The organism is Thainema salinarum CENA647, assembly GCF_057732415.1.
Map to the genome: position 1 here is coordinate 299,220 of NZ_JBYJZJ010000022.1, position 16,745 is coordinate 315,964.

20 protein-coding genes are annotated in these 16,745 nt (G+C 48.0%); 11 read left to right on the forward strand and 9 right to left on the reverse strand.

Annotated features, from left to right (window positions below):
• The first annotated feature begins 122 nt into the window (after positions 1-122).
• The 3 genes from AC286M_RS08145 to AC286M_RS08155 all read left to right on the forward strand — a co-directional run bounded on the left by AC286M_RS08145 (position 123) and on the right by AC286M_RS08155 (position 2,024).
• On the forward strand, positions 123-1,028 hold the full coding sequence (locus AC286M_RS08145; protein ID WP_488203900.1) for a hypothetical protein: 906 nt from the start codon (positions 123-125) through the stop codon (positions 1,026-1,028).
• Positions 1,029-1,102: 74 nt separating this feature from the next.
• On the forward strand, positions 1,103-1,420 hold the full coding sequence (locus AC286M_RS08150; protein WP_488203901.1) for a hypothetical protein: 318 nt from the start codon (positions 1,103-1,105) through the stop codon (positions 1,418-1,420).
• Positions 1,421-1,718: 298 nt separating this feature from the next.
• Positions 1,719-2,024 (forward strand): hypothetical protein, encoded by a 306-nt coding sequence (locus AC286M_RS08155; protein WP_488203902.1) that lies wholly within the window; start codon positions 1,719-1,721, stop codon positions 2,022-2,024.
• Here AC286M_RS08155 and AC286M_RS08160 read toward each other — a convergent pair.
• From AC286M_RS08160 to AC286M_RS08200, 9 genes are all read right to left on the reverse strand, one after another.
• Positions 1,993-2,388, reverse strand: coding sequence for a hypothetical protein (locus AC286M_RS08160; RefSeq protein ID WP_488203903.1), 396 nt, complete (start codon positions 2,386-2,388; stop codon positions 1,993-1,995). The genes AC286M_RS08155 and AC286M_RS08160 overlap by 32 nt on opposite strands.
• Positions 2,389-3,101: 713 nt before the next feature.
• Positions 3,102-3,551, reverse strand: coding sequence for an ATP-binding cassette domain-containing protein (locus AC286M_RS08165; protein WP_488203904.1), 450 nt, complete (start codon positions 3,549-3,551; stop codon positions 3,102-3,104).
• 98 nt (positions 3,552-3,649) lie between these two features.
• The gene (locus tag AC286M_RS08170; RefSeq protein ID WP_488203905.1) at positions 3,650-4,543 is read right to left on the reverse strand and encodes a transporter substrate-binding domain-containing protein; all 894 of its coding nucleotides are present in this window, start codon (positions 4,541-4,543) and stop codon (positions 3,650-3,652) included.
• A 75-nt stretch (positions 4,544-4,618) separates the two neighbouring features.
• Complete coding sequence (locus tag AC286M_RS08175) at positions 4,619-5,266, reverse strand: amino acid ABC transporter permease (protein WP_488203906.1); 648 nt, start codon at positions 5,264-5,266, stop codon at positions 4,619-4,621.
• 210 nt (positions 5,267-5,476) lie between these two features.
• On the reverse strand, positions 5,477-6,103 hold the full coding sequence (locus tag AC286M_RS08180) for an amino acid ABC transporter permease (protein ID WP_488203907.1): 627 nt from the start codon (positions 6,101-6,103) through the stop codon (positions 5,477-5,479).
• A gap of 56 nt (positions 6,104-6,159) precedes the next feature.
• Positions 6,160-6,903: a hypothetical protein gene (locus AC286M_RS08185; protein ID WP_488202632.1), complete on the reverse strand. Its 744-nt coding sequence runs from the start codon at positions 6,901-6,903 to the stop codon at positions 6,160-6,162.
• 50 nt (positions 6,904-6,953) lie between these two features.
• Positions 6,954-7,427 (reverse strand): hypothetical protein, encoded by a 474-nt coding sequence (locus AC286M_RS08190; RefSeq protein WP_488202633.1) that lies wholly within the window; start codon positions 7,425-7,427, stop codon positions 6,954-6,956.
• A gap of 79 nt (positions 7,428-7,506) precedes the next feature.
• Complete coding sequence (locus AC286M_RS08195) at positions 7,507-8,250, reverse strand: hypothetical protein (protein WP_488202632.1); 744 nt, start codon at positions 8,248-8,250, stop codon at positions 7,507-7,509.
• Positions 8,251-8,300: 50 nt separating this feature from the next.
• Positions 8,301-8,774 (reverse strand): hypothetical protein, encoded by a 474-nt coding sequence (locus tag AC286M_RS08200; protein ID WP_488202633.1) that lies wholly within the window; start codon positions 8,772-8,774, stop codon positions 8,301-8,303.
• 223 nt (positions 8,775-8,997) lie between these two features.
• Between AC286M_RS08200 and AC286M_RS08205 the strand changes: the two genes are divergently transcribed.
• From AC286M_RS08205 to AC286M_RS08240, 8 genes are all read left to right on the forward strand, one after another.
• On the forward strand, positions 8,998-10,095 hold the full coding sequence (locus tag AC286M_RS08205) for an alkene reductase (RefSeq protein ID WP_488203908.1): 1,098 nt from the start codon (positions 8,998-9,000) through the stop codon (positions 10,093-10,095).
• Between the two features lie 381 nt (positions 10,096-10,476).
• Entirely contained in the window at positions 10,477-10,944 is a 468-nt protein-coding gene (locus AC286M_RS08210; protein WP_488203909.1) for a tetratricopeptide repeat protein, read from the forward strand.
• Positions 10,944-11,756 (forward strand): TlyA family RNA methyltransferase, encoded by an 813-nt coding sequence (locus AC286M_RS08215; RefSeq protein WP_488203910.1) that lies wholly within the window; start codon positions 10,944-10,946, stop codon positions 11,754-11,756. The genes AC286M_RS08210 and AC286M_RS08215 overlap by 1 nt, the downstream gene beginning before the upstream one ends.
• Positions 11,757-11,856: 100 nt before the next feature.
• Positions 11,857-13,206 carry a flippase gene (locus tag AC286M_RS08220; protein WP_488203911.1) on the forward strand — a complete coding sequence of 450 codons (1,350 nt, stop codon included), beginning with the start codon at positions 11,857-11,859 and terminating at the stop codon, positions 13,204-13,206.
• An 11-nt stretch (positions 13,207-13,217) separates the two neighbouring features.
• Entirely contained in the window at positions 13,218-13,904 is a 687-nt protein-coding gene (locus AC286M_RS08225) for an O-methyltransferase (RefSeq protein WP_488203912.1), read from the forward strand.
• 23 nt (positions 13,905-13,927) lie between these two features.
• Positions 13,928-14,653 carry an FkbM family methyltransferase gene (locus tag AC286M_RS08230; protein WP_488203913.1) on the forward strand — a complete coding sequence of 242 codons (726 nt, stop codon included), beginning with the start codon at positions 13,928-13,930 and terminating at the stop codon, positions 14,651-14,653.
• The gene (locus AC286M_RS08235) at positions 14,634-15,548 is read left to right on the forward strand and encodes a glycosyltransferase family 2 protein (protein ID WP_488203914.1); all 915 of its coding nucleotides are present in this window, start codon (positions 14,634-14,636) and stop codon (positions 15,546-15,548) included. The genes AC286M_RS08230 and AC286M_RS08235 overlap by 20 nt, the downstream gene beginning before the upstream one ends.
• Before the next feature lie 59 nt (positions 15,549-15,607).
• Positions 15,608-16,447: a class I SAM-dependent methyltransferase gene (locus AC286M_RS08240; RefSeq protein ID WP_488203915.1), complete on the forward strand. Its 840-nt coding sequence runs from the start codon at positions 15,608-15,610 to the stop codon at positions 16,445-16,447.
• Positions 16,448-16,745: the final 298 nt, after the last annotated feature.

Sequence of the window (16,745 nt, forward strand, 5' to 3'; positions counted from 1 at the left end):
CTGAACAGAAAAAAATCCCTCTAAACCGACGTAAGAGAGGTGCAAACGGACTGCCGAAAGCGGGTAAGGAATTAATCGAGGACGGGATAATTCACCTCTGGCAACTCTGCAAAGCTCTGAGGGTGATGCCTGTCTTCTGGACGGTCACACTGCCGACTCACTACCAGGACGGATCACCGTTGACTGAGGATGATCACAAGCGACTGCTGGAGCAGTGGCCTGAGATAGTGAAGCGAATATTTGAGGAGTTAGCCCGACTCTATGCACGGGCAGGACTGCCGAACCGCTGGATTTATGTGGTTGAGCCACAAGAGGAACGCTTCAAGCAGCACGGCGTGTTCGCTCCACACATACACGCTGTGATGGTCAACCGTTGGGAACCGGGCAAACGCAACCCTCAGAAGGACAATGGATTTCAGAACTCAGGCTACTGGAGCGTCACCACAGAGCAAACTGACGGCATCGTAGAGCGGGTTCTATCCAATGCACTTGGTAAACCCGTTGATTGCCGCTCAGCGTGCCAGCTAGACGCTGTGAAGGGAATGAAGGGGCTGTTCTTCTACCTGACTAAGTTGGGCAAACTTGGTCGCTACATCAGCAAGGGGTCTAAACAGCTTCAGAAGATGGCTCAGGCAGGATGGGAAGATTACTTCCCACCGAACTGGTATGGATGCGATCGCATGACTCGTCAGACCGTTCGGGAGTCTGTACAGACCTATGACATGGGAGAGACGAGCCTGTGGGCAATTGCTGAGGGCCTTCGCCGCGAGTCCTTAGAGTACCAGTTTGAACACGGCAGACCGTTGTTTAGGGACGTGCATCTCATCCAGCCTGACGAGTGTGAAACGCCCGTTGCTCTGGTGACGAGTGTGTACCGACTGAGCGATATTGAGCAGGCAATAGCAACCATGCTCGATTTTGACCAAAATATTGCGCCCAAATCCGGCCTAACCTTGATAGTTTCGGACGCTTCTCCAGTGGAAGAGGTGAAATGCGATCGCATATATAGAGACGCTGTGATCGCCTAGAGAATTATTGTGTTGACAATACCAGTTAACGAGTATATGCTAACGAGTATACAACTTGTTAACTGGTAACTGACATGACCTTTATTAAAGGTGGTAGGGGCAAAAAAGCTCCCTACGAGTCAACTCATGTTCGTACACCTGAGCCGATAAAACCGACTGTAGACGCAGTGACAGAGCGCTTTCGTAGATTGGTGGTTGAAGATGGCTTAACAGTTGAACAGGCTACTGAAGCCGTTCAAAAACAGCCGTTAGACGGTTACTACTCTAGAGAGCAAATTCTTGAGGCTGCACGGTTTGGACTCAGACAAAAGAAGGGTGCTTGGGTAGCAATGCAAAAAGCGTTAACGAGTTTGTTCGGCGATGAAGTCAGCATTGAAGACCTAACAAGCTAGCCAGTGCAATATGTGCTGGTTCGAGTCAAGAGGCGGCGAAAACTCGCGTCATGTGTTGGGGCATCTCTCAAGACTCTGTGAGTTTTCGACGGCGTAGCGTACCTCTTGACGGGTCGGGGTTCGCTAGGCTCTTGTGCTGTTCTCCGGGTGTCGATAGACCCCGGAGGACTGCCTTAGCGGCGAGCGATTCCGGATCTATCTTCCGTTCACACAACAATGAGTCGCTGAGGAGCAGTGCTGGTAACACTTCTCCCCAGCTAACTCCCAACTTGCAAACACCAAGATAGGAGCTTTAACGATGGTACGTTCTCAAAAACCGTTCGACACAGATGCGATCGCAGATTGCCTTCTGAACACGCTCTGTCATCTCAGACAGATTACAGACTGCACAGAGCTGATGAGTTTGATGCTGGAGCTGCTGGAGAACCCCGATATGGGCAATCCCAAACGGATGAAGATTCTATCCCAGCAGTGTGAGGCGATTTGGTGGAATCTCAACGATGAAATCAGCGTTTCGATGAAACGGATTGCTGAAATGTGTGATCCACCCTGCAATGGCAAGAGGCCCAAATCTAAAGCAAATCCAACTGAACTGGAACTGTGACTACTGGCTGTTTGATGGCGGCGGCGGCTGTTTGCCGCTGCCGTCTCTGCTTCTGGGCGCTGACGGTCTGTAACCGTTCTGACCATTCGATAGCTCGCTGCTGTAGCAGCTCCACCTGGGCGGCCCGTTTGCGATCACATTCTGCACGTCGATGATCTGCTCTTTCAGTCATGTGCTGGATCATCAAATCCCCCAGCTCATATCTGAGTTGACTCTGGATTCGGGCCTGTGAGTCCTGGTAGGAAGCGACGGCATTCAATAGCCTTTCCTTCCGAACGTTATTGGGGCGATGCTCGTAATGGTCTATAGCTTCACTCACCCTAGCCAGTAGAGTTCTCAATATCCACCAATCCCACGAATCCATAGGTGTTACTTCCGATGGAACGCCCGTCAACTGGGATATCTGTGTGTAAGACATTGTGAAGCCCTCTGAGGTGAATTCAGTGAAGCGATACGGATCTGAGGGGCAAAGCGACCTACTGGCAAGGATCACATAATATCGGCCCGAAAGGTGACACCGTTCTGGTGAAATTTCTGAAATCAACGCAACAACATGTAACGTAAAACGGCCAGATTTGTCTCTGGCCGTCTTATGAGTGTCGTAATGTGAAGCGGAACTTTATAAACTACTCTAAATCAGCCTGTTTGTAATGAAGTGTTAACAGATTATGAGAGAAACAGGAGGGCAATAGCGAATAAGTTGGATATTGAACAGCCGTAGCCCAAATCATGCGTAGTGAAGGGATTTGGCAACAGATGTAAACTGCACAAAAGAAAAAGGCTCGCTTTGCGAGAAACAGACCAACCAATCAGTCAATCTGGTTCGTAAAAAGCGAACCCACATAATTTCCTAAGCTCAGTCTAGTTTTGTATATCGAATCCAACAAACTTTTTTCTGATTGGTTGGTCAACTTCTCAAAAAAGTAGAGCCTCTGTACTAGTGGTGGTAGACAGAAGCTCTAATGAATACGAGTGTACTTCAGAAACCTATCTCGGATAGGACAGCGGAGTGTAGAGTCAGAATCCGGCCATTTTCGGGGCGTATGACGGCTTACTATCACTCTCCCCCTAATGGGTTTAGTGGGCAATCCCCACCCAATCGAGTAGTTCCATCGCCATCCTTTCGGCTTCTGGCTTGGGGATGCGGCGCAGACGCGTGGGGCCGAGGGTGATATTCTTTAGTACGGTCAAGTGCGGGAACAGGTTGAACTGCTGGAAGACCATGCCAACTTCACGGCGAATCAGCTCAATCCCTTTGTTGTTATGGGCAATCGGCGCGCCATCAATTTCAATGCTGCCACCCTGGTACGGTTCCAAACCGTTGAACGTACGAATAAACGTGGATTTACCAGAACCAGATGGCCCCATCAGCACCACCACCTCCCCTTTGTTGACGGTTAGGCTGACACCTTTGAGGACGTGAAAACCGTTGCCGTACCACTTTTCAACGTTTTTAGCGACGATGACGGGTTGGGTATCCAGGGTTGCAGTACTGGAGCGGTTGGCATCGGGTTGTAGGTAAGCCATTGGGGTCTCCTAGTGGTGTATCTGGGCTGAGGTGTGGACGTATCGGGAAGTTTTTCGCGTTCGGTAGGGGCGAATAGCTATTCGCCCCTACGTAACCTTTACGCTGATAGGTCTTCTGGGAGTGGTTCGCCGAACCAGTATTGCGACATTTGATCGAGGCGACCAGACTGCTTCAGGTCGGCAATGATAGTGTTGACTGCGCTGACGAGTTCGGTGTCGCCTTCGCGTACTCCGACATAGCAGGGTGAATTTTTCAGAATAAACTTGCTTTCAATTTGCTTATCCGGATTGTCTTGAATCAGCCGAGCGGCCACGATGTTACCTGTTGCGATCGCATCTACCTGTCCTGAAATGAGCGCGGAAGCGGTCAAACTGTTGTTGGCGTAGCGTTTGATATCAATATTTTTGCCTTCTGCCAGTTTAGAAATCTCCAGATCTTCTAGCGCTCCCTGCGCGACGCCGATGGAGTAGCCAACGAGATCATCGACGGTCTGAAGTTCCAGATCAGGGCCACCGTACACACCGGAGAAGAAGGGCGCATAGGCTTCAGAGAAATCAATAATTAAATCGCGCTCCTCGTTTTTACCTAGGCTAGAAATGATTAAATCAACCCGCCCCGTTTGCAAGAAGGGAATGCGGTAGTTACCGATGACGGGGATCACCTCGGCCTCAACGTTTAAGCCCTCGGCGAGCGCTTTGGCCATATCGATGTCGTAGCCAATCGGCTCCATTGTGGGACTGACAAAGCCAAAGGGTGGAAAATCGGCTGGCACGGCGACTTTGACGACTCCAGCCGCTTGGATATCCGGTAGCGATGCGCCAGCAGGTTGCAGCACCGACACATTCGTGGCAGAACCTGTGGACGAGACGCTACCGGAATCACCACCGGAACACGCACCAATGCTGGCGATTAAGCCCAGGCTGACTAAAAACAGCGCTAGCCATCGCTGGAAACCCTTGGGAAACATTGCCCGTAATACGTCTGCCACCATAGCGAAAGATTCTCGAATAAAAGATCTGCCAAGTTTGCTAAGTAGGTCAATTCACCAAACAAGCTGGATGCGGTACTAATACGACAATTTCTTTTCTAAACGCTGGCTCCAGGCCGAGAGCGGATAGCAAATGGCGAAATAGATTACGCCTGCCAAGCCAAAAATCAGCAGCGATTGCAAGGTGACGTTGTTGATCAACGCTGCCGCCCGCGAAAGTTCTGTAAAACCAATAATCGACGCCAGCGACGTGCCCTTAATCACCTGCACCAAGAAGCCAACCGTCGGCGCGATCGCAAGTTTGATCGCCTGGGGCAAAATAATCAGCCGCAACTGGTCAAAATAGCCAAAGCCAATCGCTGACCCAGCTTCCCACTGTCCTGGCGGTACGGCTGAGATCGCACCTCGCCAAATGTCGCCCAGGAACGCACTGGTATACGCCGTCAACGCTAAGGTTGCAGCCTGTAGCGGCGAGAGATTCACGCCCGTCAGAACCGAAAGGCCAAAGAAAGCCAAAAAGAGCTGAAGCAGCAGCGGCGTTCCCTGAAAAAATTCGATATAGGCCCAACTGATGCCCTTGAGCCACTGAATCGACGAAATCCGCATCAAGGTAATCAGAAAGCCAAAGAACCCACCACCGATAAATGCGATCGCAGATAGAATCAGCGTCCACTTAGTAGCAATTAGTAAATTTAGAAAAATACGTGAAACAGTAAATCCATCCATTTTAAATTCAGTTTTTTTAGTAAATTCATTCCGCAGAGGCAAAGCATTCTGCTGATTTCTTTTTTGAAAACAGATACATTTGCCAGAATGCTTGGCCCTTCAGATTTGTTAGGTTGGGTTGAGGCACGAAACCCAACAATAATCTAGATATAATTTCAAATAGATCTCCTAGAAAGGTGCGTTACGGCTTCGTCTAGCACACCCTGCGAGTTATTTTCGATATTTGGCGAATTCAAAGAAGCGTAATTCGACCAGATATGCCATTGCTTTGACAATCCAGACAATTGCCAGATAGAGCAGCGCCAATGTGAAATAAATCTCGAAGCTGCGAAATGTCCTTGAGTTCAAGAAATTGCCTGCATAGGTTAGATCCTCTGCCGCAATTTGCGAGACGACACTAGTAAATAAAACCGCCAGGATCACCTGACCAATCAGCGATGGATAAATATTGGCCAGAGCAGGCGGCACCACAATGTAGCGAAAAACTGACAATTTCTTGAAGCCAATTGCCAATCCCGCTTCGATTTGGCCCTTGGGAATACTTTCAACACCTGCCCGCACAATTTCAGTAGAATAAGCTCCAAAATTGATTGCCAAAGATACAATTGCGGCCTGTTCCGCAGAAAGCTTAATGCCCAAATTGGGTAGGCCAAAGAAGATAAAAAAGAGCTGAATCAGATAGGGCGTATTCCGAATAATTTCTACATAGGCCAGCGCAATTCCATTCAGCAGCTTATTGCCAGAGGTGCGAAATAAGGAACCAATGATGCCGATAATCAGGCCAAATGCGATCGCAAGTAGCGACATCTTGAGCGTTAGCCAAGCTCCCGCCAACAAGACATCTAGATTTTCCCAGATAACTGAAAAATCAAATGAATAACCCTAGTTCCAACTTATTTTGTGTCAGCGTTCCTGAGCAATGGTCTTCTGCCATTCAACGATGAGGCAATCAGCCAATTGCGAACCCAGTTGTCGTGATAGCGGAAGCCGTTGAGTTGCTCAAAGGGGCATAAGCACCCGCCCATTGCTTTGCGAGTCTTGCGACAAAAGGGATGGAAGTTCCAGAGTAAGGCCATCGAGCGCACCGACTGTTCCGCCGAGTCCCAGAATCCATGAAAATCTTGCATGGCATACAAGATGCGGTCAAGATAGTTCATCGGACGGTCAACCTGATTGCTGGTGCGATAGGCGTCAGGGAAGTCAAAGGCGCGTTGGAAGACGTGAGATTTGTCGTTGAGGCGTCGCAAGCGAGCGTCAATGGCCTGGGGCAACGCGTGGGTGTTCACCCACTCCAGCAACCGACGCAACCGTTGAGCAAAGTGACGTTTGCTCTGGCCCCGATACAGATGCCAAAGCTTGTCGGCTAGTTGCTGACCCAGGACTGGTTTAGAGCGGCACCCATCGCGAATTTTAATCACCTCATGCAGGAAGCACAGAATCCAGACCAGGCCAGGGAATAGCTCCTCCCAAGCGGCTCGGGTGGCCTCCCAACCATCAGTCGTCACCGTCTCGGGCGCATAGTCGGGAACATGATGGGCAGCTTCCTGCTGGAATACCCCATAGGCTGCGGTTAATCCATCCTGACCCGCATTGGCACTGAGACTGGCTCCCAGGACGCACCCTTGCGCCGCTGTCACTGCCAGATAGACTCGCTGCCCGTGCCAATCACAATGCTTCTCATCGGCAACTAGATGGGGGGGAGCGCCGTTTCCCTTTTGAGGGTACTGCCCACAATCGAGGCTCGACCGAACGACTGACAGAGCCGATACCAGTGCATCTCAGAACGGCCCAGCACATAGGCAATCCCCTCATACGACAGGCCATGCTTTCTTAAATAGAGCGCTTTGTCGGCCATCTCCGCCGTCTCGCTCATGTACGGCATCACCAAATCGGGACGCAGTTGATAAGCCTCTCCGGTACTCGGCAGCAAAATCCGCCGGGTCTTGAGCTGTTGACGAGAGGACTCGACCCATCCGTGAAAGCGATAGCCTGCCTCAATCCCGTCGGGAAACAGTTCCGGGTGGGATGCGATCTGCTCGTTGAGATACTGGCGAAAGGCTTCCCGGTCTTCTACTAAGACCTCGTAGTCAAGGTCGTCTGCAATGGGCAGACAAATCGTTTTATCGCCTGCTGTGCCACGCTTGCGTCGTTGCTGAGCCATCGGCTTTGGCCTGCTGAACTCTCTGCCTCAATTCTACTCAACACAAACTTGGGTGGAACTAGTCAAACCTAGTTCCAACTTATTTTGTGTCAGCGTTCCTGAGCAATGGTCTTCTGCCATTCAACGATGAGGCAATCAGCCAATTGCGAACCCAGTTGTCGTGATAGCGGAAGCCGTTGAGTTGCTCAAAGGGGCATAAGCACCCGCCCATTGCTTTGCGAGTCTTGCGACAAAAGGGATGGAAGTTCCAGAGTAAGGCCATCGAGCGCACCGACTGTTCCGCCGAGTCCCAGAATCCATGAAAATCTTGCATGGCATACAAGATGCGGTCAAGATAGTTCATCGGACGGTCAACCTGATTGCTGGTGCGATAGGCGTCAGGGAAGTCAAAGGCGCGTTGGAAGACGTGAGATTTGTCGTTGAGGCGTCGCAAGCGAGCGTCAATGGCCTGGGGCAACGCGTGGGTGTTCACCCACTCCAGCAACCGACGCAACCGTTGAGCAAAGTGACGTTTGCTCTGGCCCCGATACAGATGCCAAAGCTTGTCGGCTAGTTGCTGACCCAGGACTGGTTTAGAGCGGCACCCATCGCGAATTTTAATCACCTCATGCAGGAAGCACAGAATCCAGACCAGGCCAGGGAATAGCTCCTCCCAAGCGGCTCGGGTGGCCTCCCAACCATCAGTCGTCACCGTCTCGGGCGCATAGTCGGGAACATGATGGGCAGCTTCCTGCTGGAATACCCCATAGGCTGCGGTTAATCCATCCTGACCCGCATTGGCACTGAGACTGGCTCCCAGGACGCACCCTTGCGCCGCTGTCACTGCCAGATAGACTCGCTGCCCGTGCCAATCACAATGCTTCTCATCGGCAACTAGATGGGGGGGAGCGCCGTTTCCCTTTTGAGGGTACTGCCCACAATCGAGGCTCGACCGAACGACTGACAGAGCCGATACCAGTGCATCTCAGAACGGCCCAGCACATAGGCAATCCCCTCATACGACAGGCCATGCTTTCTTAAATAGAGCGCTTTGTCGGCCATCTCCGCCGTCTCGCTCATGTACGGCATCACCAAATCGGGACGCAGTTGATAAGCCTCTCCGGTACTCGGCAGCAAAATCCGCCGGGTCTTGAGCTGTTGACGAGAGGACTCGACCCATCCGTGAAAGCGATAGCCTGCCTCAATCCCGTCGGGAAACAGTTCCGGGTGGGATGCGATCTGCTCGTTGAGATACTGGCGAAAGGCTTCCCGGTCTTCTACTAAGACCTCGTAGTCAAGGTCGTCTGCAATGGGCAGACAAATCGTTTTATCGCCTGCTGTGCCACGCTTGCGTCGTTGCTGAGCCATCGGCTTTGGCCTGCTGAACTCTCTGCCTCAATTCTACTCAACACAAACTTGGGTGGAACTAGGTTCAAACGTTTTCAAAACGCTCTAATGTTTTGACCAAAGTGACGACGGCGATAATCCGCAAATCGCATACCAATTCAATCACCACTCTCCTACTCATCCACCCATCTACCCATCCACCCATCCACTACTAAACACTGAGACCATCAACAGGAGGCTTTATATGACAACGGCAACTCAAGTCGATTTGTTTACCCCCGTGCAACTCGGTCGCTATACCTTGTCCAATCGCATGGTCATGGCTCCCCTCACCCGCAATCGAGCAGGCGAAGGTAACGTTCCCCATGAGATGAATGCGGAATACTATCGTCAGCGGGCATCGGCTGGGTTGATTATTTCTGAAGCATCCCAAGTCGCGCCGCAAGGTTTAGGCTATCCCAACACGCCAGGCATCTACTCCAATGAGCAGGTAGAAGGCTGGAAAAAAGTCACCCAGGCCGTTCACGATGCAGGCGGCAAAATTTTCCTCCAGCTTTGGCATGTGGGCCGCATTTCTCACCCAGACCTCCAGCCCAACGGCGAGTTGCCTGTTGCCCCCAGCGCCATTAAGCCCGCTGGTGAAGCGTCCACGTATGAAGGAATGAAGCCATTTGTCACGCCTCGCGCTCTGAAAACGGAAGAAATTCCGGGCATTGTTGAGCAGTATCGTCTCGGTGCTCAAAACGCCTTGGCCGCCGGTTTTGACGGTGTTGAAATCCATAGCGCTAATGGTTACCTGCTGGATCAGTTTTTGCGCAACGGCACTAACCAGCGCACCGATCGCTACGGTGGTTCAGTTGAGAATCGGGCACGGTTGTTACTAGAAGTCACTCAAGCGGTTGTCGATGTCTGGGGCGGCGATCGGGTTGGCATTCGGCTCTCGCCCAGCGGCAGCTTCAACGATATGTCTGACTCCGATCCGGCTACGCTCTTCCGCTATGTGGCTGAACAGCTCAATGGTTTTGACTTGGCTTATATCCATATCATTGAACCCCGCATTGATGATGTGAACAACGTCAACATCGGCTCGGCGTTCTTCCGTCCGATTTACAACGGTACAATCATTGCCGCAGGTGGTTTTGATCGCGAGTCGGGTAACGAAGAATTGGCTACGGGTAACGCTGACCTGATTGCCTACGGTCGTCTGTTTATCTCCAACCCCGATCTACCCAAGCGCTTTGAACTGAAAGCGCCCCTCAACGACTACGACCGCGATAGCTTCTATGGTGGCGATGAGCACGGCTACATTGACTATCCCTTCCTAGAGGAAACCGCCGCATAGGTTGGTCTGCTTACCAATCTCGTTTTTGCCCTCTCCCTAAATCCCTCTCCAACGCTTGGGCTACTGTTTATACACATCCTGAATAGTCTCTCTAAATCCCGGACTGATCCCCCTAAATCCCCCTATAGCCCTTCGGGCATGGCTTTGCCTAGAAAAAGGGGAACTTTGAGCCAATTTCCCCCTTTTTTAAGGGGGGCCAGGGGGAATCTCAACGTCGAAACGAAGTCTAGGAGACTTATGTATAAGCAGTAACCCAAGCTTGGGAGAGGGACTTTGAGTTTTTTACCTCCTGCTCATTGTGCTGCAGGGACAGAGCCGCACAATGTCCATTTCTGCGTTTTAGGGCAAGATGGAATAGCGGCAGCAACTGAAGGATAAATCGTGGAAAGTTCAGGCGGAATTTCAATCGGGAATATCGCAATCTGGTTTGGCGTGGTGGCCACCATTTTGGGCATTGGCATGGGTGCGATCGCAGCCGCATATTTTTGGCCTACGGGTAAATCGGTCGTCTTCCAGTCAGCTTCAGCACCGACTCCAGCGCTGGATGACGCGGCGCAGCGGCGGTTTCAGCAGGGATGTGAAGCGCTGCAAACAGGCAAATATCGACAAGCGATTCAGGCGTTTTCGGATGTTTTGAGCCGCGATCGCAACTGCGCGGAAGCATTCCATAATTTGGGTCTGACGTTTGCCAACTTGGGGGACGATCAGGCGGCGCTACGCAACCTCTTGATTGCCAGTGATCTGTATGATCAGCAAGGTGATAAAACGGCGCTCGATCGGCTGATGCAGGACTTGACGACTCTGCGGCAGCAGCGCCAACGAGTTGCGGGTGAAGTAGAGTCTGACTAATGGCCAAACAACGACTCGATATGCTGCTAGTCGAACGCCAGCTTTGTGATTCGCGCCATCAGGCACAGCGATTGATCCGGGCGGGAGAAGTACGGGTCAATGATCAGGTAGTCGATAAACCCGGTACGCCTATCGATCCCACTGCGGACGTGACCGTTAAGCAGAAATCGCCCTACGTCTCACGCGGCGGCGAAAAGCTGGCGCAAGCGCTTCGGGTTTTTGATATTGAAGTTTGCGATCGCAGTTGTCTCGACGGTGGCATTTCGACGGGTGGCTTCACCGATTGCCTCCTGCAAGCTGGAGCGGCCCAAGTTTATGGCATTGACGTCGGCTATGGACAAGTTGCCTGGAGTTTGCGCCAAGATCCGCGCGTAATTCTGCGTGAACGAACCAATCTGCGTCACTTGAAGCCAGACGATCTCTACACCGAGGGACAAGCACGTCCCGATTTAGGCGTCGCCGATGTCTCATTCATCTCCCTCACCAAAATTCTGCCCGCTCTCTGGCAGCTCCTCGAACCACCAAAAGATGTGATTCTACTGGTCAAGCCCCAGTTTGAAGTCGGTCGCGATCGCATTGGCAAAAAAGGCGTCGTGCGTGATCCCAAAGACCATGCGGACGCGATTATGCAGGTGATCCAATCGGCACTCCAACTGGGCTGGCGCTATCGCGATTTGACCTATTCCCCTGCACCAGGCCCTGCCGGAAATGTGGAGTATTTGCTCTGGCTGACGCTGAACTCGGAAACGCCAGTCCCTGATTTGGCAGCCATTCAGCAGCTAACACAATCGGCAGTGCAAGCGTTGCGGTGACATCGCTTCTCTGAGGATGAGTCACCTGCGCGAGATTGGTATACATTGCAAAGAGTTGAGGAGCTGAACGGATATGTAAGAAGTGGGGCACTCTATAATCATGTCCCCATTTGCTACTACGCGTCGTATGCGTTCAGCTTTTTTGCAGTATCTGCCTCCGATTATTCGTCGTAAATTAAGTGATCCCAGCAACCAAAAGATTGCAGGCAATACGGCATGGCTATTTGTCGATAAAATTCTGCGCGCCATTGGAGAATTGACTATTGGAATCTGGGTCGCACGATACCTAGGGCCAAAGCAATTCGGGTTGCTTAATTATGCGATCGCATTTGTCTCCATGTTTAGCGCTTTTTCGACCCTGGGACTAAACAAAATCGTAGTTAGAGATATTGTTCAGACTCCTACAGATAAAGACGAAATTCTGGGAACGGCTTTTGGGCTACGTTTGCTATCTGGATTTTGTATCGCGGCAATTGCCATCGCACTGATATTAGTTTTACGTCCAGGTGAAACGGCAATTCATTGGTTGGTAGGATTTGCAGCAATTGCCTTAGCATTACAAGCTTCTGAGGTGGTCAGCTTCTGGTTTCAGTCCCAAGTTCAAGCCAAGCAAGACATCTTCGCACGCAGTTCTGCTTATTTGATTACAAGTGCCGCCAAAGTAGGACTAATTTTTGCACGTGCATCTGTTTATGCATTTGGGGTTATAGCGCTGCTAGAAACCTTTATCCGTTCAGTTGGTTTAGGTATCGTTTATATATTCACTGGGCAGCCTCTTCTATCCTGGAAATTTAATCTCAAACGAGCAAAAACTTTACTTGCTAGCAGTTGGCCTCTGATCCTGTCTGGCATTGCCGTTACAGTTTATATGCGAATTGATCAGATTATGCTGGGCCAAATGATTGGAGATGATGCAGTCGGAATTTATTCAGCTGCCGTTAAACTATCAGAATCTTGGTATTTTATTCCAGTTGCGATCGCAAGCTCAATATTTCCAACAGTTTTACAGGCAAAGTTGGATAGCCAAGACACCTATTGCAAAAAGATTCATTCCCTCTTCAAGTTTGTGATAGGTATTAATTATCTAATTATTCTTCCTATGATGTTGTTTTCAACATCGTTTATTTCACTTACTTTTGGACAGGCTTACCAAGAAGCTGGCTTAGTGCTATCAATTCATGTCTGGTCAGGATTATTTGTCTCTCTAGGTGTCATCCGAGAGCTCTGGATGGCAGCAGAAAATCTGCTTGTTTTTTCTTTCATCACTACAATGTTTGGTGCAGTAATAAATATTCTGACCAACTACTTATTGATTCCTAGCTATGCAGAGATTGGAGCTGCAATTGCCACTTTAGTCTCCTATATTATTGCTGCTTATCTTGCCTGCTTTTTTTCAAGAAACACTCGACCAATCGCATATATAATGTCGTCAGCCCTACTTCTTAGATGAAGGATCTATCTATGAGTTTATTGGGTAAGATTTTTAGAAAAGTTACACCACGAGCTATTGGAACTGCGTTAACCAACTTTAAGATCTTACAAATTGATTACGGACAATTACAGACAGTTTGTAGATGGACTTGCGTTGATGCACAAAACAAACCTATTCCTTGGTATACATATCCAGCAATTGACTATCTCAAGCAATTGAATTTTTCTGATAAGAAAGTCTTTGAGTATGGTTCGGGAAATTCAAGTTTTTTCTGGGCAGATCGTGCCAAAGAAGTTATCAGCATAGAGCATAACCCAAGTTGGTTTAAATCTATTTCTAAGCACTGTCCTAATAATTTGAATATCTTGTTACTAGAAGACAAAGAAGACTATATTTCTGCTATTGAAAAGCATGCTGATTTGGATGTCATTATTATTGATGGACTTTATCGAAAAGAGTGTGCATTAAAAGCGATTGCTAAATTAAAGGAAGGAGGTTTGATTATCCTAGATAATTCGGACTGGCATATTTATACAGCTCAAACGCTTCGTGATGCTGATTTAATTCAAGTAGATATGACTGGGTTTGGTCCCATTAACTTTTATACGTGGACAACATCTTTATTTCTCAGCAGGAAATTCGCGGTTCGACCCTGTAATAACGTTCAGCCGTTACATGGACCGGGCTCTCTCAAGAAGCACGTTGATGCAGATTAGCTGTAATACGAGATAATAATGATATGAAAACAGCGTTAAAAACGATTATTCCTTATTCCGTACGACGATTTATATGGGAAATCGGCTCTGCCTTTTTAGACTTATACGCTCATAAATCTTACTCGCAAGAAGGCGAAGATATGATTTTGAGGCGAATATTTGAACATCAGAAACTTGGATTTTATGTAGATGTGGGGGCACATCATCCTAAGCGATTTTCCAACACTTATTTCTTCTACAAACGTGGATGGAAAGGCATTAATATTGATGCAATGCCTGGAAGTATGCGATTGTTTAGAGTATATAGACCAAGAGATATTAATATAGAAGCCGCGATTTCCAATAAATCTGAAGACTTAACATATTTTGTTTTTAACGAAACAGCTCTCAACACATTTGATTCTGAGTTGGCCCAAACGCGTAATCTTGAGCTGTATAAACTAATTAATAAACAGGCCATAAAAACACAAACTCTAGCCAATGTACTAAAAAAATACTTACCTGAAAATCAGAAAATTGATATTATATCGATTGATGTTGAAGGTTTAGACTTGAATGTTATCGAATCAAATGAATGGGAGCTTTTCCGGCCCAAATGTGTTCTGATTGAGCAGGCAAAATTCTCCTTGGATCATGCCCAAGAATCACAGACTTATCAGTTTCTATCTTCAAGAGGCTATATTTTATTTGCTAAAACGCTCAACACACTGATCTTTCTGGATAAGCAATATGAGCAACAGCGAGTTTGATGTTCCTGTCGTTCTATTAATCTTCAATCGGCCCGACACTACGCAGGTCGTGTTTGATGTCATTCGTCAAATACAACCCAAGCAACTTTTTGTAGTTGCGGATGGCCCTCGTAAAGAGAAAAAGGATGAAGATCAGCTGTGCCAAGCGACTAGAAATATTATTGAAGAAGTTGATTGGAATTGTCAGGTTTTCAAAAACTATTCTGCTAGTAACTTGGGTTGTAAAGCCAGAGTTTCAAGCGGTCTAGACTGGGTGTTTGAACAAGTTGAAGAAGCGATGATTTTAGAAGATGACTGTGTTCCAGAACTAAGTTTTTTTCAGTTTTGCCAAGAGTTATTAGAATATTATCGTCATGATACAAGAGTCATGGCCATCTCAGGGGACAACTTTCAGTTCGGTCAAAAGCGGTCAAAATATAGTTACTATTTTTCTCGCTATCCTCATTGTTGGGGGTGGGCAACTTGGAAACGAGCTTGGCAGTATTACGACGTTCAAATGCGTCTTTGGCCCGAGATCCGCGATGATAGATGGCTGAAGCGTCTTCTTGATAATCCGGCAGAAGAGAAGTATCGAAATCGTATTTTCCAGCGAACTTACACGGATCAAATTAATACGTGGGCTTATCGATGGGGCTTTGCTTGTTGGATTCAGAACGGACTAACAATCTTACCTCAGACGAACCTAGTCAGCAATATTGGTTTTTCTACTGTGGGTACGCATACAAAAGGAGCTAAAAGCCTTTTTGCTAACATTCCAACTCAACCGATTGATTTTCCTCTAAAGCATCCACCTTTTATCATTAGAGATTCAGAAGCTGATCGCTTCACCTGGAAAATCATGTATAGTTTTTCTGCCCGATTAAAGCGAAAAATTAAAGCAGTAATCAATATTTGATCAACCGCAATACACTAATTCAATTTTGATTAAAGCATTGCATCGTTAGGAGCAACTCTATGCCAGTACAATGTCCCGTTTGCAGTTGTCTAGATCAAAAAAAGATTTTTGATCTGAATGAAGGATGTTTAGTCAAATGTCGTAAATGTAAGTTGTTTTTTTATACCCCACGCCCAACAGCCGACGAGTTGAAGCAATATTACGGCTCTCGCTCCTATCGAGATGCTTATCAGTCTGGAGATATGGTTGGACAAGTATTTGCCGATAATCGCTATCGTCAGTTCAATATGGCCTTAAACCAGTATGGCCTCGATACTACATCTATCAAAGGTAGACGTCTGTTAGATGTTGGTTGTGGAACAGGAGAGTTTTTATTAGCTGCAGCTCAGAATGGTTGGCAAGTTGAAGGGTTAGAAGTTTCAGATGAAACGGTGAAAATAGCTAATCAGCGGCTAGGTTCAGGTCGCGTTAAATCAGGCTTAATTGGCGATATAAATTTACCCAAAGATATATATAACGTGGTCACTTCATACCATGTTATTGAACATTTACTTGATCCATTAATGATGCTGAACAGCATATATGATTTACTACATCCTCAAGGAATCATTTTTTTAGAAACACCTAATATTGGCAGTTTTGGAGCAAAGTTGAAAGGTAAAAATTGGTCGCAAATCATGCCACCGGAACATATCAACTATTTCAGCCCATCATCACTCAAGTTTTGTTTAGAAAAAACAGGATTTACTAATATCTATACTTATACGATTCGCCCACAACATATTAAAAGCTTGTCTAAGCTTCCTAATCCTCTAAAATCTGTGGCTACAAGTGCCTATGAAATTGCTCCACGGCTTAATCTTGGCGCAACTTTACAAGCTATTGCAACTAAACCCTGATTCTGAAAATGAACAAAAGAAGTAGGCTAGTTATCATTACACCAATATTCTTAGGTAGTGGAACTGGGGCTGCTATCTATTATCGTTTGCTGGTTAAAGCCCTGTGCGATCGCAATTATGTTTGTTCAGTTGTTAGTGAACATACAACAGAGCCGATTCCAGCCTTTGTTGAACGATACTGGGACATTTTCCCAACTCGAACTGGTAAAAATAAGCAAGTTCTGCGAGATTTATTGATTTATGCGCTACAGAACCTAAAGTATCTGCAGCTCCTGCACATTTTGAGACGTGAACAACC